Source organism: Paenibacillus sp. 01T443 (genome assembly GCF_056398325.1).
The window spans coordinates 313,144-335,571 of the sequence record NZ_JBFTPE010000003.1 but is presented as its reverse complement, the minus strand read 5'-3'; the positions used below and the strand labels follow the sequence as shown (position 1 = coordinate 335,571).

The window sequence follows — 22,428 nt, the reverse complement described above, 5'->3', positions numbered from 1 at the left end:
AGCTCCAATCATGTTTAAATCGTGCATTACGAGCCTGGCGTGTAGATTTTATCGAAAATGCCGCCGTCGGCGAAGTGCTTCGTTTGCGCTTCTTTCCAGCCGCCAAAGTCTTTATCGATAGTCAGCAGCTCAAGCTCTTTAAATTGATCCGCATACTTCGCAGCAACGGTTTTGGAAATCGGACGGTAGTAGTTTTTAGCAGCAATTTCTTGGCCTTCTTCGGTGTAAAGGTATTTCAGGTACGCTTCGGCTACTTCGCGAGTTCCGCGGTCGTCAACCACTTTATCTACGACAGCAACGGGAGGCTCTGCCAAAATGCTCAATGATGGATATACGATTTCAAATTTGTCCGGGCCAAGCTCATTAATGGATAGGAATGCTTCATTCTCCCAAGCGAGCAGCACATCGCCGATTCCGCGTTCTACGAAAGTCGTCGTTGATCCGCGTGCGCCGGAATCCAGTACAGGTACATGCTTGAACAGCTCACCGACGAACTCTTGTGCTTTTGCTTCGTCATTGCCGTTTTGCTTCAGAGCGTAACCCCAAGCTGCAAGGTAGTTCCAACGAGCGCCGCCCGATGTTTTTGGGTTTGGCGTAATTACTTCAACTTTATCCTTGATTAGGTCGTTCCAGTCTTTGATGCCTTTCGGATTTCCTTTGCGAACCAGGAATACGATTGTGGATGTATATGGCGAGCTATTGTGTTCGAATTTAGATTGCCAATCTGCATTGATTAGGCCAGGCTCTACGGCTGCATCGATATCGTAACCAAGCGCAAGCGTTACAACATCCGCTTTCAATCCGTCGATAACGGCGCGGGCTTGTTTACCGGAACCGCCGTGTGATTGTTTAATCGTTACCTCTTGGCCGGTTTCCGCTTTCCAATGCTTAGAGAATGCTTCGTTAAAATCCACATAAAGCTCGCGAGTAGGGTCATACGATACATTTAGCAGCTCAACTGGAGGTTTGGGCTCTTCTTTCGCCGGTTCTTCCGTTGCTGCGGCATTCGTTGCCGAAGACTCGTTAGTAGGTTTGTTGGATGCTTTGTTTTCTCCGTTGCTGCCTCCTTGACCGCAAGCAGCCAAAACCAGCACCAATGCCAATAAAATAACGACTGAACGAACTTGAGTAATTTTCTTCATCTTTCCATACACCCCTTTTTTAATTTAACAGGCCTGCAGAAACACGTATAAGTGATGATCCGAAAAATGTGTTTCTCTCTGATAGGTGTTTACTCCGGTTCGTCCGGTCGGAAACCATTATTCCTACCTGTTTAGTTGGTTATGGAAGAATCTTACCAGCGACCCCCTAACACTGTCAATACTTAATTTCAAAAAAATGATAAGTTCGATAAGATTGCTTTATAAGTGGGTTATATTTCGCTGCTTTTGCTTGCCTATTCATGATTTCAAGCAATCTCGGCACAAACTGAATGTGCTTTCACCCGATTCGGTTAAAAGCTTGGTCTTTTTAGGTTCATATGCATAAAAAAAAGCTTCGGCAGCAGCTTCCATTAGGATTCTGTTTACCGAAGCTTGATTCAATTATTTTCGTCCGCGCTTATTCTCCCCAGTTACCATAACGACCTCAACATAAGGCCTTATGCGGTCCATCAGACGTTGTCCCTTGTGCAGCTCGTCGCCATCCTTGCTCGTGAAGCTGAAATGCTTCTCCAGCGCCTCCAGCTCGTAATTCGAGGTGTAGAACGTTGGCTTGCGCTGCATCCGGTAATTCAAGATCGCGCCAAGCACATGATCGCGGACCCAAGGGTTCAAATTCTCGGCACCCATATCGTCAAAAATAAGCAAATCGGTCTCTTTCATCATTTCGACCGTTTCCTTCAGCTTGCCGGGCTCATGCATCAGCGACTTCAGATCTTCTACAAAATCAGGCATGTAGACGATTACGCCGGAATAACCGGCCTTTGCCAGCTCATGCAGCAGGTAGCACATAAGAAATGTCTTGCCTGTTCCGAAACGGCCTGCCAAATACAAGCCTTCCTCCTGCAGCCCGTGTTCTTTCGTGCGGTCGATATAGCGAAGCACCTGTCCGACGGCCTTTGCGCGCTCCATATCATTCGTCAAAATCTCATCGGATGAATAACCCCGCTGCAGCGCCTTCTCATCGATATAGAAGCTGCGGACGCGGCTGCGAATTTGATCCTCCGTTTGACGCGCATTAAATTTCTTGCATGCAACCTTGCGGTCGTAAAGCTGAGTTAGTCCATTAATCGTATCCGAGCTAAGCAAGGTATAATGGCCCTCGAAATCATTCGGGCATTTATCCAGCCCCGGACAGTTGCTGCAGTTCCGATATTCTGTCACGTATTGATAAACCCGATTCAGATTAAGCCGGATCGTCCGCTCATCCAAATCCGGATATTTCACCCGCAGCTTCTCGACAAGCGGTTCTGCGAGCAGCTCAGTCAGCTTGTGCTCCGCTTGCTCCGTAAGCGCCTGACCTGTGGGCCATGCCTTTAGCAATTCGCCCATTGACTCCATCATCTGCTCACCCCGCTTCTATGATTTGCCGTCTAATTTACGCGCGAGCTTACGCAGTTCCTCAAGCTCGTCAGCCGATACCGAAGACGCTGTTTGACCTTCCTGGACAATCGGAATTGAAGGCTTACGCGATGTTCCTCTGCTGTTGCCTCCGCTGCGTGCGCCGCCTTTGGAGCCGTTATAGCCGCCTCCGGCATAGCTGGCTGCCGCTTCCTTGCGTCGTTCCTTGTCCTGCTCCACCTGAGCTTGCTCCCGCACGTAAATAACGGCCTTCTCGAACGTGTCAATTTGTTTCACGAGCATATTCGAGGCTACCGCGTCCAAAAACGTCTTCGTTACTCTTTGAGCATCATTTGCTCCAATAACATAATGAATGAGTACATTAATAACCGGTCCTGCTAATTTATAATTAAGATCCATTCGTTCAAATACACGTTCTATCCAATCCGGCACTGCACCGGGAAAAAAGCGCTGCAGAAAGCGAGTATGCGGTTCATTCCGCATCAGCATATTGTACTGCTGAACATCACATCGGCCAAGCAGCTGGTTCGGAACCTGCAAATAATGCTGTTCCTGTACCTCGTATTCCTCCGTCAGCTCATCGGAATCAACCGGCTCTTCATTTGATACCACTTGCGTCCGCGAAAGCGTGCGCTGCCGCTCGCCTTCCCGCTTTTTGTCCTGTCTGTAAAACTGGTTGGCCCTCAGCTGGAGCTCATCAATGTTCAGCTCGCCGTTTTCTCCGAAAATGCCGTCCTCATCAAGCAGCCGGCATATATCTACTACCGCCAAGTTGTATTTGTAGGCTACATAATTGACCTGCGAGAGCTGCTCTTCATCATTTCGCAGACGCTCCACAAAGCGGCGATTCGCCGAATTCCGCGGAAAACGCAAAATGATTTCTCCATACGGTATCCCTGCTGTTGCTTGCGCTGATCTCGCGGCAGCTTGCCTGGAAGGCGCAACCTCCGTCAATGCTTGCTCAAGCTCATTGTCTACCGATTGCATATTCAGCTTAAACAGCTCGTAGAAAGGCACCGATATGTTTTCTTTCGTTAATTGTGCGCCTGCCAGCTCATCCGGCTCATTAGCCCCGAATGATTCACGGAGCGAAATGACCGCATATTTGCCAACCTTATCCCGAAGCAGCATCGTTAAATGCATATTGCGGAAAAACTCTGCCGGCGACATCGGCTGCGAAAGCTCGTATTCATAAATAACATCTGCATTATCGGGTACGCCTAGTCGTGAGGTTTGCAGCAAGCCTACTGCTTCAAGCTTGGAAGCCTGTTCAATCAAATGCTTGCGTCCCCGCTCGTTCATCTCCAGACCTAAGCCCAGAAACAGCTTGCGCTGCGGCTCTATAGAAGAATAACCGGAAGTCCCCTCTGCGATTCCGTGATAAAGCTGTTGGTAAAATGCGACGGCAAAAGCACCAATCATCGGCTGATAGATTAGCGACAGCATTTTATAGTCCAAGCTGCTTAGCGAAAAATCACGGAATATGTAATACCGATGATGTTCCGTGTACTGCAATATATTATTGATGCGCACTGCATCAGCTCCATCCCTTACTTTCATTCTATCATTTTAACATAAAAACCGATGTTCAGGACGAGTCGAAAAATAGAAAAATCCCCCGAATGAGGGATTTTCAGATTAGAACATTTTGTAGCCGCCCTTGCGAAGCGCTTGAATCGCCCAGCCACTTACGTAAGCGCCGATCAGCGCTCCGATAACCGGTATGTAATCGATGACCGTATAATGAGCGAAGTTCTCGATCGTGGCGGTTGCGGATTTATCCCATGGCGCCCAAATACCCAGTACTATTAAAGCGATAACAAATAAATATATCGGAAACCACGTTGTTTTTAACAACATATTCAGAATAAAGCCGATACCGAACATCATGACTAAAAACAGCACTGTTGCAATAATTAACTGAAGCATCCAGACTTCCCCTTTCAGACTCTCGTTTATTAGTTTAATTAATGGCCCAGTGGAAGTCAATTACGTTAGGAGAAATGTCACAAGACCGCCATTTGCTCCGCCTGCCTAGATTAAGATACAATGATGGCAGCATCATTATGGAGCTTGAAGGGAGCATTTATACAATGAGTGAAGCAGCACAAACATTAGAAGGCTGGTACGCGCTGCATGATTTCCGCAGCGTCGATTGGACAGCCTGGCGCTTAGCCGATGAAAGCGAACGCAGCCGCGCGCTGGACGAGCTGCAATCGTTTTTGCAGCAATGGACTTCGGTGGAGGAAAATAAACAAGGCAGCACTGCCGTGTATTCGATTGTTGGTCAAAAGGCAGACTTTATGTTCATGCATTTGCGCGAAACACTAGAGGATCTTAACGCAATCGAGACCGCGTTCAACAAAACGACCTTCGCTAGCTTTACCTATCCGGTGCATTCGTATGTAAGCATCGTAGAGCTTAGCAACTATATGGCACAGCCAGGATCGGATCCGATGCAAAATCCGGATATTATTGCGAGACTAAAGCCGACCCTGCCGAAGGCAAACCACATCTGCTACTATCCGATGAACAAACGCCGCGACGGGCAAGACAACTGGTATATGCTCAGCATGGACGAGCGCAAGACGATGATGCGCAGCCATGGCATGATCGGCCGTTCCTATGCAGGCAAAGTCAAACAAATCATTACCGGTTCTGTCGGCTTTGACAATTGGGAATGGGGCGTTACGCTGTTCGCAGACGATGCTTTGCAATTCAAAAAGCTGATTTACGAAATGCGATTTGACGAAGTGAGCGCCCGCTTCGCGGACTTCGGCGATTTCTATGTCGGCAATTTCTTAAACGGCGAGAAGTTCGCGGCAATGCTCGCTATATAGGTTTATAGCCTAACAGCATAAATAAGACAGTCCGAGCCTGTGGATAAGGCAGTTCGGACTGTCTTTTTCTTATTCGAGATCGTCGATGCTTATAGCAATGAAATTAAGCGCACTTCGATAGTTATGCCGAGTGATCTCCATTGCCAGCTGCCGGTTCGGAAACCCGCGATGCAGCAGCTTTAAGCCGCCGGCTGTACAGGAGAGATGATGATACATTTTATAAAATAACATACGGTTCCGATCCAGCCGGTCATTGCCCAAATAAGAGTAAGCAGCTCCAAATCGAAACGTCAAAAAGCTGTGCTCATATTCGGAATCGTAATAGCGGCTTCCCTCAATATCAATTAAATAGGGCTCCAGCTTGTCATTCACCATGACGTGATCCGGGCCAAGCTCCCCGTGAATAAAGCTGTATCGCTCTCTTGCCTCGATTTTGGATTCCAGCTCATGCATTTTTTCCAGCAGCTTCATCTGATTTTCCTTGAATGCCGCTATATATTCCGAAGCATAGGCCAGCTGCTGCTCCGCTTGTTCCAATTCCTGCAAATGGCATTTGCCGGTACGAACAAAGTCATCGTTTATGTTTCCGTGATAATCCCTCTCTAAGCTGTGCATCCGTGCAAGCATCGACCCCAGTTGCCCGAACACTTTCTCCTTAGGTTCCTCGTCAGCATTCAAAAAACTCGCTGCATCCGGACCGTCGATATATTCGACAAAAGCAAAGTCAAAGGGATATCGCGCTCTTTCCTTGTTTATATAATAAATGCCAGGCGTCCGTATGCCATGCTTGCTTAAAAAAGCTTGATTCCCTTCGAATAGCCCGCATCCGTAAGTGCGCTCGTTCTCTGGGAGCCTTTCGATTTCCTCTTGAAAATAATTCATCGCCAGTTCCCAGACATACAGCATGAATATAAAACCATTCGTGCACTTCACTTTATAGACGGTTTTTTGAGCGCCTCCATGCCTGTTTGTAACCTGCTTGACCATATAGCCGGCACCAAAAGTTTCCTTCGCAAGCTGCTGTAAATCTTCAATTGCCACTAAACAATCATCCATAGCTGCAACACTCCAATTCCTTTTTTTGCTGCCGGCTGCTTTACTATAAATAAAATTTCGCCAAAAGAATAGACTGTTTCTTTCCCGCCTGTTATGATGTTGAATAAGGTCTTTGTAAAAATAGCGATACCTTTTCAAGCGTCTAGAGCATCTTCTAGATGCTTTTTTTTATGCCATTTGGCCAAAAAAAAAGCTTTCGCCGTTGATCAGCATAATTGCTGCATCAAGAGCGAAAGCCTTTATGTTTAAATTTCGTCTTCGTCCTCATCTTCTTCCAAGCCCAGACGCTTTGCTTCCAGGTATTCTTGGGTTGCGCGGTCGCGTTCGCGGCCTTTATCCTTCAACCGCTCGATTGCCGGCTGAATCAGCAGGTCAACTTCCTTTTGCACCGTATAGGCCAAGTCGTAGCGTGTCTGTGATTCTAAGAAGGAACCGACCTCCATCAATGCGTTGTAACGATCCAGCTCATCTCTTGTAAGTAAACCGCGAACTTGTACGCTGCAGTGCCGCATTATAGGAATTTCCCTTTACGAAGCACTAGTGAAATACCGCCGATTATGAACAGGTAGCGCAGGTCAATTGCTTTTTTCAACCAAGCGGCTACGCGCCCTTTATATTTTTTGCCGAAGGCAATACCGATTGCCTCGCCTTTTCCAAGCGAAGCCACCGTACCTTTGTTGCTGAACGTGAAGCCCTTAGGCGGCTGATTGCGAATCGAAGCAACAAGGTTATGCGCGCAAACGACGCCCTGCTGCATCGCAATTTGAGCAGTAGGCGGGTAAGGACGGCCTTCCGGGTTAAACATCAGCGAGTTGTCGCCTACGATATAGATGTTTTCATTGCCGGGCGAACGAAGGAATTCATCAACCTTAACACGTCCGCGCATCGTCTCAAAGCCAGCTTCTTCAATAAGTCGGTTCCCACGGATACCGCCGGTCCAAATAACGGTTGCGGATTTAATTTCTTCGCCCTCACCTACAATAACGCCCTCTGGCGAGCATTCTTTGATCGCTGTGCCGATACGGAACGTTACGCCTTTTTTAGTCAATACGTCCATCCCGTATTCTACAAGCTCAGGGTCAAAACCAGGCAGAGCCGTTGGAGCCGCTTCGATATTGTAAATTTTCACGAGCGCCGGATCTACGTCGAACTGTTTGCAAAGCTCAGGGATACGGTCGGAGAGCTCACCGACGAACTCGATGCCTGTAAAGCCCGCTCCGCCAACGACAAACGTCAAATAATCCGTACGATGCGGTTCGCGCTTGAAACGAGCAAATTGATACTCGATATGTTCGCGAATTAAACGAACGGAATTGATGCTGCGAATATTCATGGCATGCTCGCCTAGGCCCGGGATACCGAACGTTTCCGGCTCGCCGCCAAGGCCGATTACCAAATAGTCGTAAGACAAAGTGCCATCTTCGAGAATGACTTTTTTGTCTTGCGGACGAATTTGTACAACGGTTGATTTCACGAAATCGATTTTAAATTCATCGATCAATTTTGATATGCTGACACGCGCATTTTCCGGATTATCCGTGCCCGCTGCCGGCATATGAAGATGTGTCGTAATATAATGATAGTCATGTTTATTAACTAATGTAACGTCAGCTTCATTGTAATTTAATTCTTTTTGCAGACGAAGCGCGGTCAAAATACCGCCGTACCCTGCGCCAAGAATGACGATTTTAGGTATGTTGCTCATCGATTAATCCCATCCATTCCTCTTATCTTTGTATTTATACATTGTGAAAAATTACACATGCTAAACCGAATATCTATAATTATAAGTTCAGTGTGTTCTAATTAAAGCCATTTTATCAATGAATCGGAAGCTGCTGCGCGACAACTTTCGCCGCTTGTTGCAAGCAGTCCCGTGCTTAACATACATCAGAAATTTTACATAGTTTTCAGTAAAAGTTCAAGGGCAAAATATACGAAATTGTTTAGAACTCTATACAAATTAAATATTTCCTTCTTCTTCCGCGAAGGATTATAATGGTATTCGTAAAGCTTATAATGCGGAGGTGGCTACATTGTCTAACCCTGAAACAGCAGTAAACCCAGTCGATATCTTAATTATCGGAGGAGGGCCTGCGGGACTGTTCGCTGCTTTTTACGGCGGTATGCGCCAAGCTTCAGTAAAGCTAATTGAGAGCATGCCACAGCTAGGCGGTCAGCTTGCAGCTCTTTATCCTGAAAAATATATTTACGACGTTGCTGGATTTCCAAAAGTTACTGCCCAGGAACTGGTCGACCGTCTGATAGAACAGCTTTCTCATTTTAAACAAGAGATCTGTTTGGAGGAGAAGGTCACTAACGTTATTAAGCGTGACGAACGTCTCTTTGAGATTATAACAGACAAAGGCGTTCATTATGCCAAAGCCGTCATTATTACAGCGGGTGTAGGCGCATTCGAGCCTCGTAGGCTTGAACTCGCTAATGCCGCAAAATTCGAGAAAAAAAACCTTCATTACTTCGTAGGTGATTTGCAGCGGTTTAAAGGGCAAAAGGTGCTGATAAGCGGTGGAGGCGATTCGGCTGTGGATTGGTCGCTTATGCTGGAGCCGATTGCTGAGAAAGTGACGCTCATTCATCGCCGAGATAAATTTCGCGCACATGAGCATAGCGTGGAGAATCTCATGAAATCCAATGTACACGTGCTTACGCCAAAAGAAATTACCATGCTCCATGGCGAGGACAGCATTTCAAAAGTGACGTTAACCGACGTCAAAACGTTAGAGACAACCGAGCATGACGTGGATGCCGTTATCGTTAATTTTGGTTTCATTTCTTCTCTCGGACCGATAGCGGATTGGGGGATTCAAATACAAGGCGGCTCCATTCTTGTGGATACCCGAATGGAGACGAATATACCGGGCATCTTCGCCGCAGGCGACATTACGACTTATCCCGGCAAGCTCAAGCTGATCGCCGTAGGCTTCGGTGAGGCGCCGACCGCTATAAACAATGCGAAGGTATACGTCGATCCAAGCGCTAAGCTATCCCCTGGGCATAGCAGCAATATGAAGCTTTAATTCGTTTATGTTTCATTGCTTTTTTTAAAAAATAAACATAAGGGTATCCTAACCTTGGATTAGTTCAATCATGCACCTATCGCATTCATATGCACGGTGTGCCAAGGAGGATACCCTTATGTTTTGTCCGGTTTGTAACGGGATTCAATCTCTGCATGTACGCTGCTCCTCTTGTGATAGCGCAATTGTCGATTGCGGTCGTTCAACTGATTTGACAGGTCCATATTCACCTTACGCTCAAATCGAGGACGAACCGCTGTTAAGTCATGCTTCTGTGCGAGAAACTTTATCCTGCATGCATCTTGTATATTGCCAGACTTGCAAGCTAACAACCGAGGTATCGGTTATGGAATGGTAATCATGTTGTAAGGCTAAGAGCAGCAATAGGGTTAAGCTGTAATTTTGACGGCTTCCGGATTAAGGCGCCTGCGTTTCATTTCAATCGCTAACATTCGAATGAATTCTGGCTCCAATTCAAATTGGATAGCTGCATAATAGGTGTCTACTAACATTTCATCAGACAGTAGCTCCAACACTACACACCCTTTCTTCCATACTTTGGTTATTACTTTTTTATAGTAGCATGGCACTATTAGAAGGACAACAGCACTACTTATACACAAGATGTTGTGTATACGTTGTGTACAGCGTGTGCATATACATCTATCAATGAGCAAAATCAAGGTGGATAATGTGGATATAGTTATCCACAGGACAAATTTTCCTTTTTTCAATAAAAAACTTTAATCGGAATCTATAAATCTATTAATGGAATATATTGCCCCTCTGTTGCATAGGAGGGGATTCGAAACCTAAAAATAGGGTGCCGCGGAAGTCGGTTTGACCTCCACGGCACCCTCTAAGCTAAGACGTATCATGCGTTCTAAGCCATTTTAAGAGATTTTATTGCGGCCGCGTATTGACCTCGAAGATCCAAATATGGCCTTGTTTATCGATGCCGTAATCAAAGCCCAGCTGACCGATGCCTGGATATTTGGCTTCAAGCACGCCTGTCGACAGCACGGTAAGCTCACGCATTTTCTGCTTCTTCTCTGAAACCTGCGCTGGCGATAGGGATCTGCTAATGCCCTGGGCTCCTGATACCAGCTTGCCTCCACGGCATAAATTCGTTACGAACAGTCCCTTTTTGGCAATGCGCCCCACGATCGCCCGGTAAACCCAGCCATTCCCCGTCTTGACGTATTTCACCCGATAGTCGATCGGCCTTCCGTCTACCGTAGCCAGATTTATTCCTTTTTGGATCAGATAAGCCCGGCCTCTGCGTTTTTTATTAAGCGCACCTATTAACGCTCCAAAACTAGCAAAACGTTTCGTCTGCGAATAATAAGTATAAGAATATCCGTCGCTAGTTTGAGCTACCTTAATGACTCCGTGCCCGCCGGCGCCAACCACCGGTTTCACGACAACCATCTGATGCGTATCGAGCATGGCTTTGAGATTATTCGCCGTAAATCTCCTTGTCGGAGGAATATGCGGCGCTATGCTCGAGTGGGAAAGTAAAGTCGCTGTCTTTACCCATTTGCTGGCAAGCTGCCTGCCTGAATGTTCACCCATTTCATCCTATCCCCTTTCCTATTGCTTCATCCATAGCATATGACAGAGTACTATCTATCTCTTGGATGAATGTCATAGGTTAAGAGCCTTTATTGCTAAGTCTAGCAAATCGTGCTAGCCATTTCCCAAATTCTTGTTTCGTTTATCGTTCAAGGTCACCCAGGCTTCACGACCATCAAGAACAATACGATGATTGGAATAACCGTATTTACTGTCCCCCAGACATTCCACCGCTTAGAATATTGAAAATAAGCGTCCGGCAGCTTGCCGGTTTGAATCCCCTGCTTGCTCAGCGTTTGCATTTGAAGCTGGCTTGGCAACAGAACGACACCCCACAGAATGCCGGATATTACGAACAATAAAATGGACAAGGTAAGCCAGTTTAGCTCCATGAAGGAATAACCGTACGAATGAGCCGTCAAAACACCGAATATAACGAGGAGCATGATGCCTGGTATCGTAAAAATATAATCAGCCCGCATAATGCTCTGCGCCATATGATGCAGCTGCTGCGGGTCACTGCTGCGGTCCTGCCTAATTTTCCAAAATGCGGTCGTAATGATGTTCCCAAGAAACAACACCGCTCCAAGCACATGCAAAAATACGAATACTCGCTCCATCCTCAATCGCCTCCACCTTGCAATATTAGCAGCATAAATTGATAAAAATCCTCCTTCTCGAAAGCACGCGCCGGCGACCCCTCTGCTTCGGACAGCATAATATTGCGGAGACACATACCGTAAGATAGCATGACACATTGCTCCGCTGCCTTGCGCGCATCGATAGTCCGGCTAATGACTCCTTCACGCTGACCGAGCTCAATCCATTCGTAGGAAGCTGCTGTAGAGCGTTCATGAAATTGCTGCAGCACGCCGGCAACGCCCGGCTTATCCTTCTGACTTAGCAAATAAGTTAATATTTGATTAGCCGCGCTGTCCTTCTGCTGGAGCTGCTCAAAGCCTTCCGCGATTGCGAGTAACGGAGCAGTCAGATTGCGTCCTTCCTCTACCGCTAGATGGAAGGAATCATTTATTTGMTCCAGCTGCGCAGCCAGGATGTGTCCAAACAGCTCCTCCTTGCTCTTCACGTAATGATAAATCGCTCCCTTTGATAAACCGGTGTTCAGCATGATTTGCTGCAGCGTTGTATTTCGGCATCCTTTCTCTTTGATAAGCTGCTCTGCCGTCTCCAGCAATCGTTTATAACTCGAATTTGACGTGTGATCTACCATAAGCCGTCTCCCCCACTTCCCTTCAGTTCCTCAGCTTCTTCTCAAAAGAAGTCTTCAGACCGTCGGTCGGTTTGTTGTTATCTTCATAATACAGACCGCCGGTCGGTTTGTAAACTATATATTTCCATTTTTCAACACTAAGATCGAAATTCTCTCTACAGAAACTCTGCAAAACGAGTATTCCACGGATTGTCAAAAGCCATATCGAAGACTATTTCTATTGCGGATACAAGCGTACCGCATCTCATTTGTTGCGAATGTGAAACGAATAGTAAAGCTAGTAGAGCAAAAGCAGCCCGTCCTCGAATGAGGAACGGGCTGCTTTTATCAGTTTTATAATGAATATCCCATTTTGAAATCCTTTTTTTCTAAAAGGCAGTGCTTTAGCAAGGCTCTCCTAATCGGGGGTAGTTAGTCCATGCCTTACATTGTTCGCTGCAACTACTCGATTTATTATTCATATTCGATCATCAAGCGAGTTGCCATATTTGCTCAAGCCGTTTCAAAGCTTTTATCGCTGCGAATGGAATGCAGCCGCAGAATGTTTGGAAGAATGGCTAAGAGCCGATCCCTGGTGACCGGATCATCGAAGTTCCACGAGCTGTCAGCAATGTGATACTTCCCCTTCTTAACGGAGTCGAGCGCTCTCCAATTGGGATTATCCATCAATCGAATGACGTTGTGGTTGCTTATTTCCTCCGCATCCGCGAGCAGAAATATTCGGTCGCCGCCTATAGCCGCAAGCGACTCCGCTTGCACTTCAATGCAAGGCTCTTCGTTCCCGATCAGCTCCAAAGCTTTGCTGGAAGGCCTGAAGCCTTGCGGGTGATAGAGAGTTGCAGCAAAGCCTGACATTCCCATTAAATAGAGCTTGCTCTTGAGCAGAAGCAGGACGGATGYCGTCTCTCCTCGCTCGATATCTGCTGGAATATCCGTCCACATGGTTTGCCAGCGGCTCTCATAATCGGCGATCCATGCCATAGCCTCATCCCGCTTGCCGATTAATTCGGCAAGCGATATCAACCGTTCTGACGTAGACTGCCCGCCGTCTAATATCGCCGTTGGTGCGATCGTGCTCAGCCTAGCATGATGCCGGTGAAGCTTGCTGCCGAGTACAATTAGATCAGGCCTGAGTTCCTTGATTAAGGAAGGTTCCCCTAGAATGCCAACATCCGCCACGTCCTGAAGCAAATCCCCGTATACGACCTGACTGCCCATTACGGTAAGCTCTGCGCCAACGGGTTTAATGCCAAGGGTCAGCAGCTCACCAAGCATATACCCGGTAACCACAATTCGCTGCGGCGTCGATGAAAGGGCAGAAAAACGTGAGTGGATGAAATCGGAAGCAGGCGCACGGCTCAGCTTTGCATACATGCCCGGCGGAATCCCGATACGCTTCGTGAATCGCCTGTTGAAATAATATTCATCGTTAAAGCCTACCTGCCTAGCGACTTCCCTAAGCGGCAGCTCACTGCTTGCAAGCAGCTTCCTTGCTTTATCGATGCGTAAATCGTTTAAGTATTCCAGCGGCTTTTTGCCCATGGACAACTGAAATGCCGCACTATACTTCGAGCGGCCCATACCGCTCATCCTCGCTAGCTGCTCAACGGTCACATTGTCCAAATAATGCTCGTTCAAATAACGGATCGTTAATCGAAGCTTGCCTGCCTCTTCTGCAGCTGACAGCTTGGCCGCTTGCTCGTTCATCTCTAGAAGCAAGCATATGAGCTCCTGAAGCAGGATCTGCTGACGCAACCGCTCTGAGCCGCTTGTATGCGAAGGAATAAGTCTGAGCCGATTCATAGAATCGTGTAGACGGGATGCTTGGGTGACGACAATCGGCCGATAGTAGGGCCACTCCTTCTCGACGACAGACAATGGCTTCCTTTCTCCCCACCCATATACGTCAAAGAAGACCGCATGCGCTTGTACACCCGCAGAACCGGCATGCCATTCGATTTCGCTGCCAGGCGGTAGAAGCGTGCATAAACCTGCTTCCAGCATCCATTTGGTATCGGCAATACGATAATGCCCCTCTCCAGCTGCAAAAAAACAATGGCATGCCTGTCGCAAGCGAGCTTCGTGCTCTCGTTCTTGCGACATTGAAAGAAATGTGTCTCAGCAAGCGAGAAAAGCAGCGATGAGGAAAGAAAGGAATGATGGTCTATTGGCATATGAAGTTTACCTCTAATTGAGAATTATTATCATTATTGTATACAAAAAAGACAAGCGATTCAACTATTTCGTCGAAATCGCTTGTCATTCACCGATTATTCAATTCCCATGATTTTTGGAAGCTCATCTAGAAAGCGTTCCATCGTAATCGGATCGCTCGCATTCCATGAGATGCTGGCCGTGTAAGCATGGCCGTTCTGTACAGCAGGCAGTGATTTCCACAACGGGCTCTCGATAAGCTCTTTCGCTGCTTTCTCGTCCTCCGTCCCCGGCAGGCTCAGCAGGAATACATGATCGCCGGCGAAATCCGGAAGAACTTCCCGGGAAATCGGAGAGAAAGGTTCTTTCATATCAATAAGCTCTTGTACCTTGGCGCTCGCGCTAAATCCTTCCGGCTGGTAGAGGGACATCGTCAGGCTGAAAAGTCCCACAACATAATAGTCGCCACCCAAGCTTAGATAAACGGTGGCGGTTTCGCCTTCCTTCAAGCCTATCTTCTTCCATGTCTCTTTCGCCTTGCTCTCATAGCTCGCGATCCAGTCCTCTGCGGCTTGCTGCTTGCCGACTATATCCGCTATCGTGCGGATGCGGTCAAAAGTTACCGCGTCTCTATTAAAAACGACCGTTGGCGCGATTTTGGACATTTCTTGATAGGTCTTCTCGTCATCGGGGCTGCCATATCCGGATTGCAGGATAAGATCCGGCTCAAGCTCGATGATTTTCTCCATGTTATGCGGATATCCAATATCCGGGACTCCCTCAAGCTCGCTCTTATAAACGTAAGGCTCTCCAAGCCAGTCGTTACCCGCCGGTTTGATGCCAAGCGACAGGAGGTCACCCGGAATATCTCCGAGCAGCACTATTTTCTGCGGCTGCGTCGGGATCCTTACCTCATGCCCGCTGAAGTCCTTAAAAATACGTGTCGTCGCTGAAGCCTCCGTTGTTTCGGCAGTCACAGCCGGCTCTGCTGGTTTATTTGAGCCGCAAGCGGCCAAAATACCAACAGTAATGAGCAGCAGGCATAAAAGAAAAAGTCTTAGTTGTTTATTGTACATATCGAAAACCCCTTCATCCAATTGTATTGAGAACAGTTATCAATATAATCGATATAAATAAACAAAACAATGGAGAAAGCGAAGGCATGTTTTTGCACAAAACTCCTTCCAGGTGTCCTGTATAAACAGGCTTTTCTCGTTTTTACTTTTCTTCCCGCATACAACAAACCCAGTACCGACTAGGTACTGGGTTTCATTTTATTGATACTCTATTCGTTTAGCAGGGCTCACCTTACAGGAGATGCTTGCCGCTTTAAATCTTTTTACTTGTCAGTCTGCTTCTCTAGCGCTGCCTTGAGCTTATCAGCCAAGCTGTTCGACAATGATGTATTGTCGCTAAACTGCTCGATTAGCTTCTGATTTTGCTTGCGGTTTACTTTTCCACCCTGTTTGTCACCTAGCATTTCGATAACATTGCATGGCTTGCACTGTGCAAATTTCCCTGCCTTGCCGTCTTTGATTTCCATTTTCTTGTGGCAATTCGGGCAGCGCTTGTTCGAGAGCATAGGCTCTGCAGCGCGGCGATACCCGCATTCACGGTCCGAGCAAACAAGCGATTTGCCGCGCTTGCCGTTGATTTCAAGCAAAGGCTTCTCACATTCCGGACAGCGCGAGTGCGTCAGATTATGCGGCTTATATTCCTTTGTTTCCGCAATCACTTCCGATACCCATTTCGATGCTTGCTGACGAACATTTTTCATAAATGCCGCCGGATTACCTTTGCCTTTTGCAATGCGTTCCAGCTCTTGCTCCCATTTTGCTGTCAAATCAGGACTTCTCAGCTCATGAACTACCAGCTCGATCAGCTGTTTTCCTTTGCCGGTTGGCATCAGCTTGTTTTGCGAGCGCGTAATGGTATCCGTACCAAGCAGCTTCTCAATAATATCGGCTCTTGTAGCAGGCGTACCCAGGCTATGCATTTCCATGCGGGTGAGCAGCGTTGCTTCTGTATAACGTGCTGGCGGCAGAGTCCGCAGCTCACGCACTTTGGGCTGTTTAATAGGCAGCGATTGCCCGATCGTTAACGGCGGAAGCAGCTGCGCAGGCTGACGGTCAGCTTTGCCTTGCCCGGCTTCGCTCGCTCCGTTATCATCATCTTCATCCTCCTCTTGGCTGGATGAATACGCGTCAGACTGATAAATTTCCTTCCACCCTTTTTCTTTCTCAATCTTGCCCTTCGCATAGAGAAAGTCCTTGCCCGCTGTAAGCACGACGCTCGTCTCATCATACTTATATGGGCCATAAAATAAAGAAATAAACCGTCTGACGATCAGATCATACAACCTGCGCTCATCGTTCGTTAATGCTGAAATATTAACGAATTGCTCCGTCGGAATAATCGCATGATGGTCCGTAACTTTCGTATCGTCGACAATGCGCTTCGTAATAGGAAGCTGCATTCTTACCAACTTACGGGCCAGCTGCGCGTAAGGTCCTACGGCGATACTTTCAAGGCGTCCTTTTAAAGTAGGTACCATATCGCTTGACAAGTATCGGGAATCAGTACGCGGATAGGTCACCAGCTTATGCTGCTCGTACAGCTTCTGGAGGACGTTAGACGTTTGCTTCGCCGAGAAGCCAAGCCGTTTGTTCGCGTCTCTCTGCAGCTCGGTCAAATCATACGCCTGGGGATGCGGCTCGGATTTCTCCACCGTTTTAAGCTTGCTTACCTTTGCGCTTCCCTGCTTGATACGAGCGGATATCGCATCAGCTTCTTCGCGGCTCCACACTCTTCCGTCATGCGTATCCTGCTCGCGCCAAAGCGCCGAGAATGATCCGAATTCAGCCGATACATTCCAATAAGGCTGCGATTGAAAGGATTGAATTTCCTGTTCGCGATCCATCAGCATGGCAAGCGTAGGGGTTTGAACGCGCCCCGCAGCAAGCTGTGCGTTGTATTTGGTCGTTAAAGCCCTCGTCACGTTTAACCCGATCAGCCAATCCGCCTCTGCGCGGCAAACGGCTGAAGCATACAAATTGTTATAGTCCTTGCCTGGCTTTAAACTGCTAAAGCCATCCTTAATCGCTTTATCCGTTTGGGATGAAATCCAAAGCCTTTTGAAGGGCTTGCGCCAATGAACCAACTCCATGATCCATCTAGCGACAAGTTCGCCTTCCCGCCCCGCATCGGTTGCGATAATAAGCTCGCTAATATCCTGCCGTTTGCATAGCTGTGCTACCACACGGTACTGCTGTGAAGTTTCCTTCATGATCTTCAGGTTCATTTTCGGAGGAAGCAGCGGTAAATCTTCCAAATTCCAGGTTTTATATTTCGGATCGTAATCCTCCGGCTCAGCCAGCGTCACCAAATGACCCAGCGCCCAGGTAACGATATATTTAGGGCCTTCCATGTAGCCTTTTTGCTTTTGTCCGCAGCCGAGCACACGGGCGATTTCCTTCGCCACGCTTGGCTTCTCTGCCAGTACAAGCGATTTCATTTCATTATTCGCTCCATTCCGTTTATATGCATCGATCACTATGACGAAACGATACCATAGGCTTGCAGCCTGCGCAACGCCTAAGAGCCGCGGCAAGCCCCTCCGCTTTTGCTCTAGTTGGAGCCGTTMCTCTCAATCTCGCATTTTTTGCTGCCGGGAATCCCCGTATGCTATAGTAAATTCAGCTTATATGAAAATAGATTATGAGCCAGGGAGCGTTGAAGGATGAAGATGCGTTTTATTGCCATATTTTTTTGTGTGTTGCTCGTGTACAGCGGCATTTCCTTCTATATCGGCTGGAATGGCTGGCTGTTCTTTTCTACGCTTTTCAATTGGGAAAAGGCAGGCTGGTATTCGCTTGCGGCTGCCATTGCCGCTTATGCGTATATAATCGGCCGTGCCGCTTACCGAACGCCGCTGCGACCAGTCGCGGAAGTATTCAAGCTCGTCGGCTCCTATTGGTTTGCCGTTCTTGAATACGCAGTACTGATTTTGCCTGCTGCCAACATTCTATCACTGCTTCTAAAGGCGGCGGGTGCCGGAAAATCCATATCCGTCGTCGCTGTCGGCAGCATCGCCATTCTTCTCATGATCATACTCCTCGTCCGCGGAACCTGGAATGCGTGGAGTCCCATTATCCGAACCTATCGCATACAGGTACCGAAGCCGGCGGGCCAAATGAAGAAGCTGCGCATTGCCATGGCATCCGATCTCCATTTGGGAACAATTGTCGGTAATAAGCATCTACAGCGCTTGCTCAGCAAGGTAGAGCAGATCAAGCCGGATCTTATTTTATTGCCAGGCGATATTCTAGACGATGACATCGAGCCGTTTCTTCGCAAAAACATGTCTGCAGTCCTTGGCAGGCTTAAAGCGCCTTTAGGCGTATACGCGGTCACTGGCAATCATGAATACATTGGCGGGAAGGTTCCCGAATTCATCGCAGCCATGGATGCGATCGGCATTCGCGTCCTTATGGACGAGACCGCGCTTATCGCGGACAGCTTCTACATCATCGGGCGCAAGGACAAAGCTTCCGCCGGCTTCGGCGGGAACGGAAGAATGCCTATCCGTGATTTGATTGCGCCTCTCGACCAGTCGAGGCCGCTTATCCTGCTGGACCATCAGCCGTCGGACATTGCAAAAGCTGCCGAGAGCGGTATTGATATTTCCGTATCCGGTCACACGCATCGCGGTCAAATGATGCCTAACCACTTGATTACGAGAAAATTGTTCGAGCTGGATTGGGGCTACTTAAAAAAAGGCGCCCTGCATGCCATTGTCTCGTCCGGATTTGGAACATGGGGGCCGCCAGTTAGAATCGGCAGCCGGTCCGAGGTCATTCAAATCGAGGTAGATTTCGTAGGCGCTTAGCACAGCAATAGCGGTAACAAATAGGCTTTCCCCTCTGATTTACGGCTCGCATGAGCCCTTCATCACGGATACAGCCATTTGTTACCGCTATTTTATTTTCTTAATCCTCATCTGCAATGCGCCACTCCGCATCCTGTTCCTTCCCCTTCTGAAACACGTAAAGCGAGCGGCTGCCCTCGCCGTTATCTCTTGCTTCAGTAACCTCAACGACGGCTTCAACCGATGTCTTCTGCTCTTTTATCGCAGCCGAAGGCGGAACCGGAATCGGAGTTGGTGATTCGCCGTTTACGGAATAAGCTTGCTCTGCCAAAAACGGAATGGACGGTTGATGAGAATTAACCGGAGCTGTCCGCTTACTGAGCGGGCGCCTGTTCTTTCTAGCTGTTTACGATTTTATTAAAGGAATTGACCGTCAAGAAGTAGTAGAACAAATAAATGATAATATATAGCCCCGTCGAGAAGAGAACGGGCACCGTAAAGTTGACGTCTACCATATTGGAAAACAGCTTTGACATCGCGTTTACGACAACGATGCTGTGCGTGATGCCAAGAATGAGCGGCAATCCGAAAATAAATAGCGACTGTTTCAAAATCGTCACGCGGATTTCTTTTCTAGTTACACCGATTTTACGCAAAATTGCATATCTTTCTTTATCCGAATGCGCCTCCGTCAACTGCTTGAAATACAGCACGCTCCCTGTGGCCGCCAAAAATACCAAGCCCAAAAACACAGCTGCGAACGTACCGATGCCCGTGTCCTCTAGTCCCATTTTGTACACATTGTAGTATGAAGATAAGCCCGCTTGCTCTGCCCCCACAAGCCGCATCAACTTATTGGAGGTCTCCGCGGCCGTTGACTCATCCTTCACTTTATAGGCCTTGTAGAGAATTGGATCATGCAGCTTTTCTAAATCCTTATACCGTTCATCGTTAACTACGATTACGAAATCGGGAAAAGCCCAGTTTAAAAACCGATCTTCCAGCAGTTGGGTAAATGAAAGCTMCACGTTATGCCGAGCCGTCTCCAGCGTCAATTTCTCCTTCTCATAATCGGACAAGCTGTAATCGGTATACATGGTCTTGACCGCAACTGCCTCATCGATCGTCGGATTAACAGTAATATTTCGATTTAAAGCTTTTGCTATTGCTTCATAGGTGCTGACGGAAATGATTTTGACCGGCTGTGCATCCTCTTCCGAATAACGTGCCGGCAGCACCTCCGAGCTTGATGTATGTCCGCTCGATTTGATGACCGGAATATTCAGCTCTGCCGTAACGGGATGCTCTTTATCCCCTCCAATGATTTGCTTAACCTGTTCATCAAAGGTTTGCCCTTGCGAGAGATGCATATAGCTGAACGGCGAGGATTGATCGGCATGCTTCGTATTCGTGTAATATTGGCTAAATGCGATGTTCGTCGCCAGCAGCGTGAACGCGCTGAGCAAAGCAATAATCGTCAGTGTTCCCACATTGCCGCGCATGCGAAATAACAGCTGCGAGGTCCCAACAACATTTAAGCCCCGATAATAACGGGCTTTGTTTTTCTGGGCTAGCCGAAGGAGGAACACCGTTAAGCAGCGGAACAGCAAATAAGTGCCTAAAGTTATGCCAACGAACGCTACGCTATAATTACGCAATATTTCGGATTCGGACTTGAATGACAAGGAAATAAACCCATACCCGGCAGCCAGCAGCAAAACCGCAAGAATGGCTAATACAGTCGACGCTTTTGGAACGGTCTCTGCTTGTTTTTCCGCTTGAAACAATTCTATGAGCTTAAAGCGATAAATCAGCCGATAGCCTTGGATCGACGTGATCAATATAATAACGGCGAACACCAGCGTCGTATTCAAGATCGCGCTTACGGAAATGGAAAAGCCGATTTCTGCGGTTGAGCCGAGCAGCTTGAGCAGGAGCATCGCGAACATTTTGGAGAGCAGCGTTCCGACGAAAATCCCGGCGGCGAGCACGATGATGCTGATAACTAAATTTTCGTAAAACAGCATCTTGCCAATCGACCGTTTGCGTACGCCGAGCAAGGCATAAAGAGCAACCTCCTTCTTCCTTTTTCGCGTAAAAAACGAGTTGGAGTACCAAATGAATATGGCAACGAACAATATCAGGATGGCCGAGGCCGCTTTAAATGTCATATCTATATTTTTGGATAACGCGATGCTGGCTTGAATATCGGTGCTGTATTGAAGCGAAACAAAGGTATGATAAATAACGACGCTGAACATCATGGATACAAAGTAGATCAAATAGTTGCGGATATTGCCCTTCATGTTTTTGACGGCGGTACTAAATAACGTCACCCGCTCCACCTCCAAGCACTGAAAGCACATCCAGTATTTTCCGGAAAAAGGCTTTACGCTGCGTTTGCCCCTTCACTAATTCGGTGAAGATCGTTCCATCCTTTATGAACAGCACACGGCTGCAATAGCTCGCAGCGAACGCGTCATGCGTAACCATTAGCAGCGTAGCCTGATCCTGCTCGTTCAGCGCCTTTAAGCTTTCAAGCAAATCGGTTGCCGATTTGGAATCGAGCGCCCCGGTCGGCTCATCGGCAAGGAGCAGGCTGGGCCTTGCGATAATGGCACGTGACGCTGCCGTACGCTGCTTCTGTCCGCCCGAGAGCTGATAAGGATATTTATCGAGCAGCTCCCTTATCCCGAACTTGTCCGAGATTTCCTCTACGCGGTGTTCAAGCTCGGCGACTTGAACCTTGGCGAGCGCAAGCGGGAGCAGGATATTCTCCTTCACGGTCAGTGTATCCAGCAAATTATAGTCCTGAAATAAGAAACCAAGCTTATCGCGGCGGAACATCGATACCTGCTCCTCGTTCATCGTGTGCAGGTTGCTCCCATCGATATGAATGGAACCCGCAGTCGGTTCATCAATCGCCGCAATCAAGTGCAGCAGCGTGGACTTCCCAGATCCGGACGGGCCCATAATGCCGACAAATTCTCCTTCAAGCACCGTCAAATCAATTTCATGCAGTGCCGTCGAAACGCTCCCTTTAGAGCCGTATATCTTCTTTATTTGCCTAGCTTCTACAATCGTTCTCATCTCGTTCTCCTCCAGCCAATCAAGTTTTGACTCTTTCGCTTGCCTTCATTCTACC

At 47.8% G+C, this 22,428-nt stretch carries 20 protein-coding genes; 3 read left to right on the top strand and 17 right to left on the bottom strand.

The window, feature by feature from the left end:
- Positions 1-26 precede the first annotated feature (26 nt).
- The 4 genes from AC1DLI_RS05955 to AC1DLI_RS05940 form a co-directional block, all read right to left on the bottom strand.
- The gene (locus AC1DLI_RS05955) at positions 27-1,142 is read right to left on the bottom strand and encodes a sulfate ABC transporter substrate-binding protein (protein ID WP_477600539.1); all 1,116 of its coding nucleotides are present in this window, start codon (positions 1,140-1,142) and stop codon (positions 27-29) included.
- Positions 1,143-1,544: 402 nt separating this feature from the next.
- Positions 1,545-2,501, bottom strand: a complete 957-nt coding sequence (dnaI, locus tag AC1DLI_RS05950) for a primosomal protein DnaI (RefSeq protein WP_308994480.1) — start codon at positions 2,499-2,501, stop codon at positions 1,545-1,547.
- A gap of 18 nt (positions 2,502-2,519) precedes the next feature.
- Positions 2,520-4,055 (bottom strand): replication initiation and membrane attachment family protein, encoded by a 1,536-nt coding sequence (locus AC1DLI_RS05945; protein WP_308994445.1) that lies wholly within the window; start codon positions 4,053-4,055, stop codon positions 2,520-2,522.
- A gap of 105 nt (positions 4,056-4,160) precedes the next feature.
- The gene (locus tag AC1DLI_RS05940) at positions 4,161-4,451 is read right to left on the bottom strand and encodes a YuiB family protein (RefSeq protein WP_308994444.1); all 291 of its coding nucleotides are present in this window, start codon (positions 4,449-4,451) and stop codon (positions 4,161-4,163) included.
- A 164-nt stretch (positions 4,452-4,615) separates the two neighbouring features.
- On the opposite strand from AC1DLI_RS05940, the gene hemQ reads away from it, so the two are divergent.
- The gene (hemQ, locus tag AC1DLI_RS05935) at positions 4,616-5,362 is read left to right on the top strand and encodes a hydrogen peroxide-dependent heme synthase (RefSeq protein ID WP_477600668.1); all 747 of its coding nucleotides are present in this window, start codon (positions 4,616-4,618) and stop codon (positions 5,360-5,362) included.
- Between the two features lie 69 nt (positions 5,363-5,431).
- Here the strand turns inward: hemQ and AC1DLI_RS05930 are convergent, their stop codons facing one another.
- The 3 genes from AC1DLI_RS05930 to AC1DLI_RS05920 form a co-directional block, all read right to left on the bottom strand.
- Positions 5,432-6,418 carry an aminoglycoside phosphotransferase family protein gene (locus tag AC1DLI_RS05930; RefSeq protein WP_477600536.1) on the bottom strand — a complete coding sequence of 329 codons (987 nt, stop codon included), beginning with the start codon at positions 6,416-6,418 and terminating at the stop codon, positions 5,432-5,434.
- A 245-nt stretch (positions 6,419-6,663) separates the two neighbouring features.
- The gene (locus AC1DLI_RS05925; RefSeq protein WP_477600534.1) at positions 6,664-6,930 is read right to left on the bottom strand and encodes a hypothetical protein; all 267 of its coding nucleotides are present in this window, start codon (positions 6,928-6,930) and stop codon (positions 6,664-6,666) included.
- On the bottom strand, positions 6,930-8,123 hold the full coding sequence (locus tag AC1DLI_RS05920) for an NAD(P)/FAD-dependent oxidoreductase (protein WP_308994441.1): 1,194 nt from the start codon (positions 8,121-8,123) through the stop codon (positions 6,930-6,932). Before AC1DLI_RS05920 ends, AC1DLI_RS05925 begins: the two co-directional genes overlap by 1 nt.
- A gap of 331 nt (positions 8,124-8,454) precedes the next feature.
- On the opposite strand from AC1DLI_RS05920, the gene AC1DLI_RS05915 reads away from it, so the two are divergent.
- Positions 8,455-9,456, top strand: coding sequence for an NAD(P)/FAD-dependent oxidoreductase (locus AC1DLI_RS05915; RefSeq protein ID WP_477600531.1), 1,002 nt, complete (start codon positions 8,455-8,457; stop codon positions 9,454-9,456).
- A gap of 389 nt (positions 9,457-9,845) precedes the next feature.
- On the opposite strand, the gene sda is transcribed toward AC1DLI_RS05915, so the two are convergent.
- The 7 genes from sda to AC1DLI_RS05880 form a co-directional block, all read right to left on the bottom strand.
- On the bottom strand, positions 9,846-9,992 hold the full coding sequence (sda, locus tag AC1DLI_RS05910; protein ID WP_308994439.1) for a sporulation histidine kinase inhibitor Sda: 147 nt from the start codon (positions 9,990-9,992) through the stop codon (positions 9,846-9,848).
- Between the two features lie 367 nt (positions 9,993-10,359).
- Positions 10,360-11,031 carry a YheC/YheD family protein gene (locus AC1DLI_RS05905; protein WP_477600528.1) on the bottom strand — a complete coding sequence of 224 codons (672 nt, stop codon included), beginning with the start codon at positions 11,029-11,031 and terminating at the stop codon, positions 10,360-10,362.
- Between the two features lie 155 nt (positions 11,032-11,186).
- Positions 11,187-11,651, bottom strand: coding sequence for a DUF2269 family protein (locus AC1DLI_RS05900; protein ID WP_477600526.1), 465 nt, complete (start codon positions 11,649-11,651; stop codon positions 11,187-11,189).
- 2 nt (positions 11,652-11,653) lie between these two features.
- A complete protein-coding gene (locus tag AC1DLI_RS05895; RefSeq protein WP_477600524.1) occupies positions 11,654-12,262 on the bottom strand; it encodes a TetR/AcrR family transcriptional regulator in 609 nt (202 codons plus the stop codon).
- Positions 12,263-12,754: 492 nt separating this feature from the next.
- Positions 12,755-14,335: a helix-turn-helix domain-containing protein gene (locus AC1DLI_RS05890; protein WP_477600522.1), complete on the bottom strand. Its 1,581-nt coding sequence runs from the start codon at positions 14,333-14,335 to the stop codon at positions 12,755-12,757.
- Between the two features lie 197 nt (positions 14,336-14,532).
- Positions 14,533-15,492, bottom strand: coding sequence for an ABC transporter substrate-binding protein (locus tag AC1DLI_RS05885; RefSeq protein WP_477600520.1), 960 nt, complete (start codon positions 15,490-15,492; stop codon positions 14,533-14,535).
- Between the two features lie 263 nt (positions 15,493-15,755).
- Entirely contained in the window at positions 15,756-17,930 is a 2,175-nt protein-coding gene (locus AC1DLI_RS05880) for a DNA topoisomerase III (RefSeq protein WP_477600666.1), read from the bottom strand.
- Between the two features lie 225 nt (positions 17,931-18,155).
- Between AC1DLI_RS05880 and AC1DLI_RS05875 the strand changes: the two genes are divergently transcribed.
- Entirely contained in the window at positions 18,156-19,304 is a 1,149-nt protein-coding gene (locus AC1DLI_RS05875) for a metallophosphoesterase (protein WP_477600518.1), read from the top strand.
- Positions 19,305-19,404: 100 nt separating this feature from the next.
- On the opposite strand, the gene AC1DLI_RS05870 is transcribed toward AC1DLI_RS05875, so the two are convergent.
- From AC1DLI_RS05870 to AC1DLI_RS05860, 3 genes are all read right to left on the bottom strand, one after another.
- Positions 19,405-19,614 (bottom strand): hypothetical protein, encoded by a 210-nt coding sequence (locus AC1DLI_RS05870; RefSeq protein ID WP_477600516.1) that lies wholly within the window; start codon positions 19,612-19,614, stop codon positions 19,405-19,407.
- A 67-nt stretch (positions 19,615-19,681) separates the two neighbouring features.
- Positions 19,682-21,619: an FtsX-like permease family protein gene (locus tag AC1DLI_RS05865; protein ID WP_477600514.1), complete on the bottom strand. Its 1,938-nt coding sequence runs from the start codon at positions 21,617-21,619 to the stop codon at positions 19,682-19,684.
- Positions 21,606-22,373: an ABC transporter ATP-binding protein gene (locus AC1DLI_RS05860; protein WP_477600512.1), complete on the bottom strand. Its 768-nt coding sequence runs from the start codon at positions 22,371-22,373 to the stop codon at positions 21,606-21,608. The genes AC1DLI_RS05865 and AC1DLI_RS05860 overlap by 14 nt, the downstream gene beginning before the upstream one ends.
- Positions 22,374-22,428: the final 55 nt, after the last annotated feature.

Excerpts from the sequence above, each read along its gene's own strand:
- AC1DLI_RS05955 (WP_477600539.1), bottom strand. The coding sequence starts at position 1,142 with ATGAAGAAAATTACTCAAGTTCGTTCAGTCGTTATTTTATTGGCATTG.
- dnaI (WP_308994480.1), bottom strand. The coding sequence starts at position 2,501 with ATGGAGTCAATGGGCGAATTGCTAAAGGCATGGCCCACAGGTCAGGCG.
- AC1DLI_RS05940 (WP_308994444.1), bottom strand. The coding sequence starts at position 4,451 with ATGCTTCAGTTAATTATTGCAACAGTGCTGTTTTTAGTCATGATGTTC.
- hemQ (WP_477600668.1), top strand. The coding sequence starts at position 4,616 with ATGAGTGAAGCAGCACAAACATTAGAAGGCTGGTACGCGCTGCATGAT.
- AC1DLI_RS05930 (WP_477600536.1), bottom strand. The coding sequence starts at position 6,418 with ATGGATGATTGTTTAGTGGCAATTGAAGATTTACAGCAGCTTGCGAAG.
- AC1DLI_RS05925 (WP_477600534.1), bottom strand. The coding sequence starts at position 6,930 with ATGCGGCACTGCAGCGTACAAGTTCGCGGTTTACTTACAAGAGATGAG.
- AC1DLI_RS05920 (WP_308994441.1), bottom strand. The coding sequence starts at position 8,123 with ATGAGCAACATACCTAAAATCGTCATTCTTGGCGCAGGGTACGGCGGT.
- AC1DLI_RS05905 (WP_477600528.1), bottom strand. The coding sequence starts at position 11,031 with ATGGGTGAACATTCAGGCAGGCAGCTTGCCAGCAAATGGGTAAAGACA.
- AC1DLI_RS05900 (WP_477600526.1), bottom strand. The coding sequence starts at position 11,651 with ATGGAGCGAGTATTCGTATTTTTGCATGTGCTTGGAGCGGTGTTGTTT.
- AC1DLI_RS05885 (WP_477600520.1), bottom strand. The coding sequence starts at position 15,492 with ATGTACAATAAACAACTAAGACTTTTTCTTTTATGCCTGCTGCTCATT.
- AC1DLI_RS05880 (WP_477600666.1), bottom strand. The coding sequence starts at position 17,930 with ATGAAATCGCTTGTACTGGCAGAGAAGCCAAGCGTGGCGAAGGAAATC.
- AC1DLI_RS05875 (WP_477600518.1), top strand. The coding sequence starts at position 18,156 with ATGAAGATGCGTTTTATTGCCATATTTTTTTGTGTGTTGCTCGTGTAC.
- AC1DLI_RS05860 (WP_477600512.1), bottom strand. The coding sequence starts at position 22,373 with ATGAGAACGATTGTAGAAGCTAGGCAAATAAAGAAGATATACGGCTCT.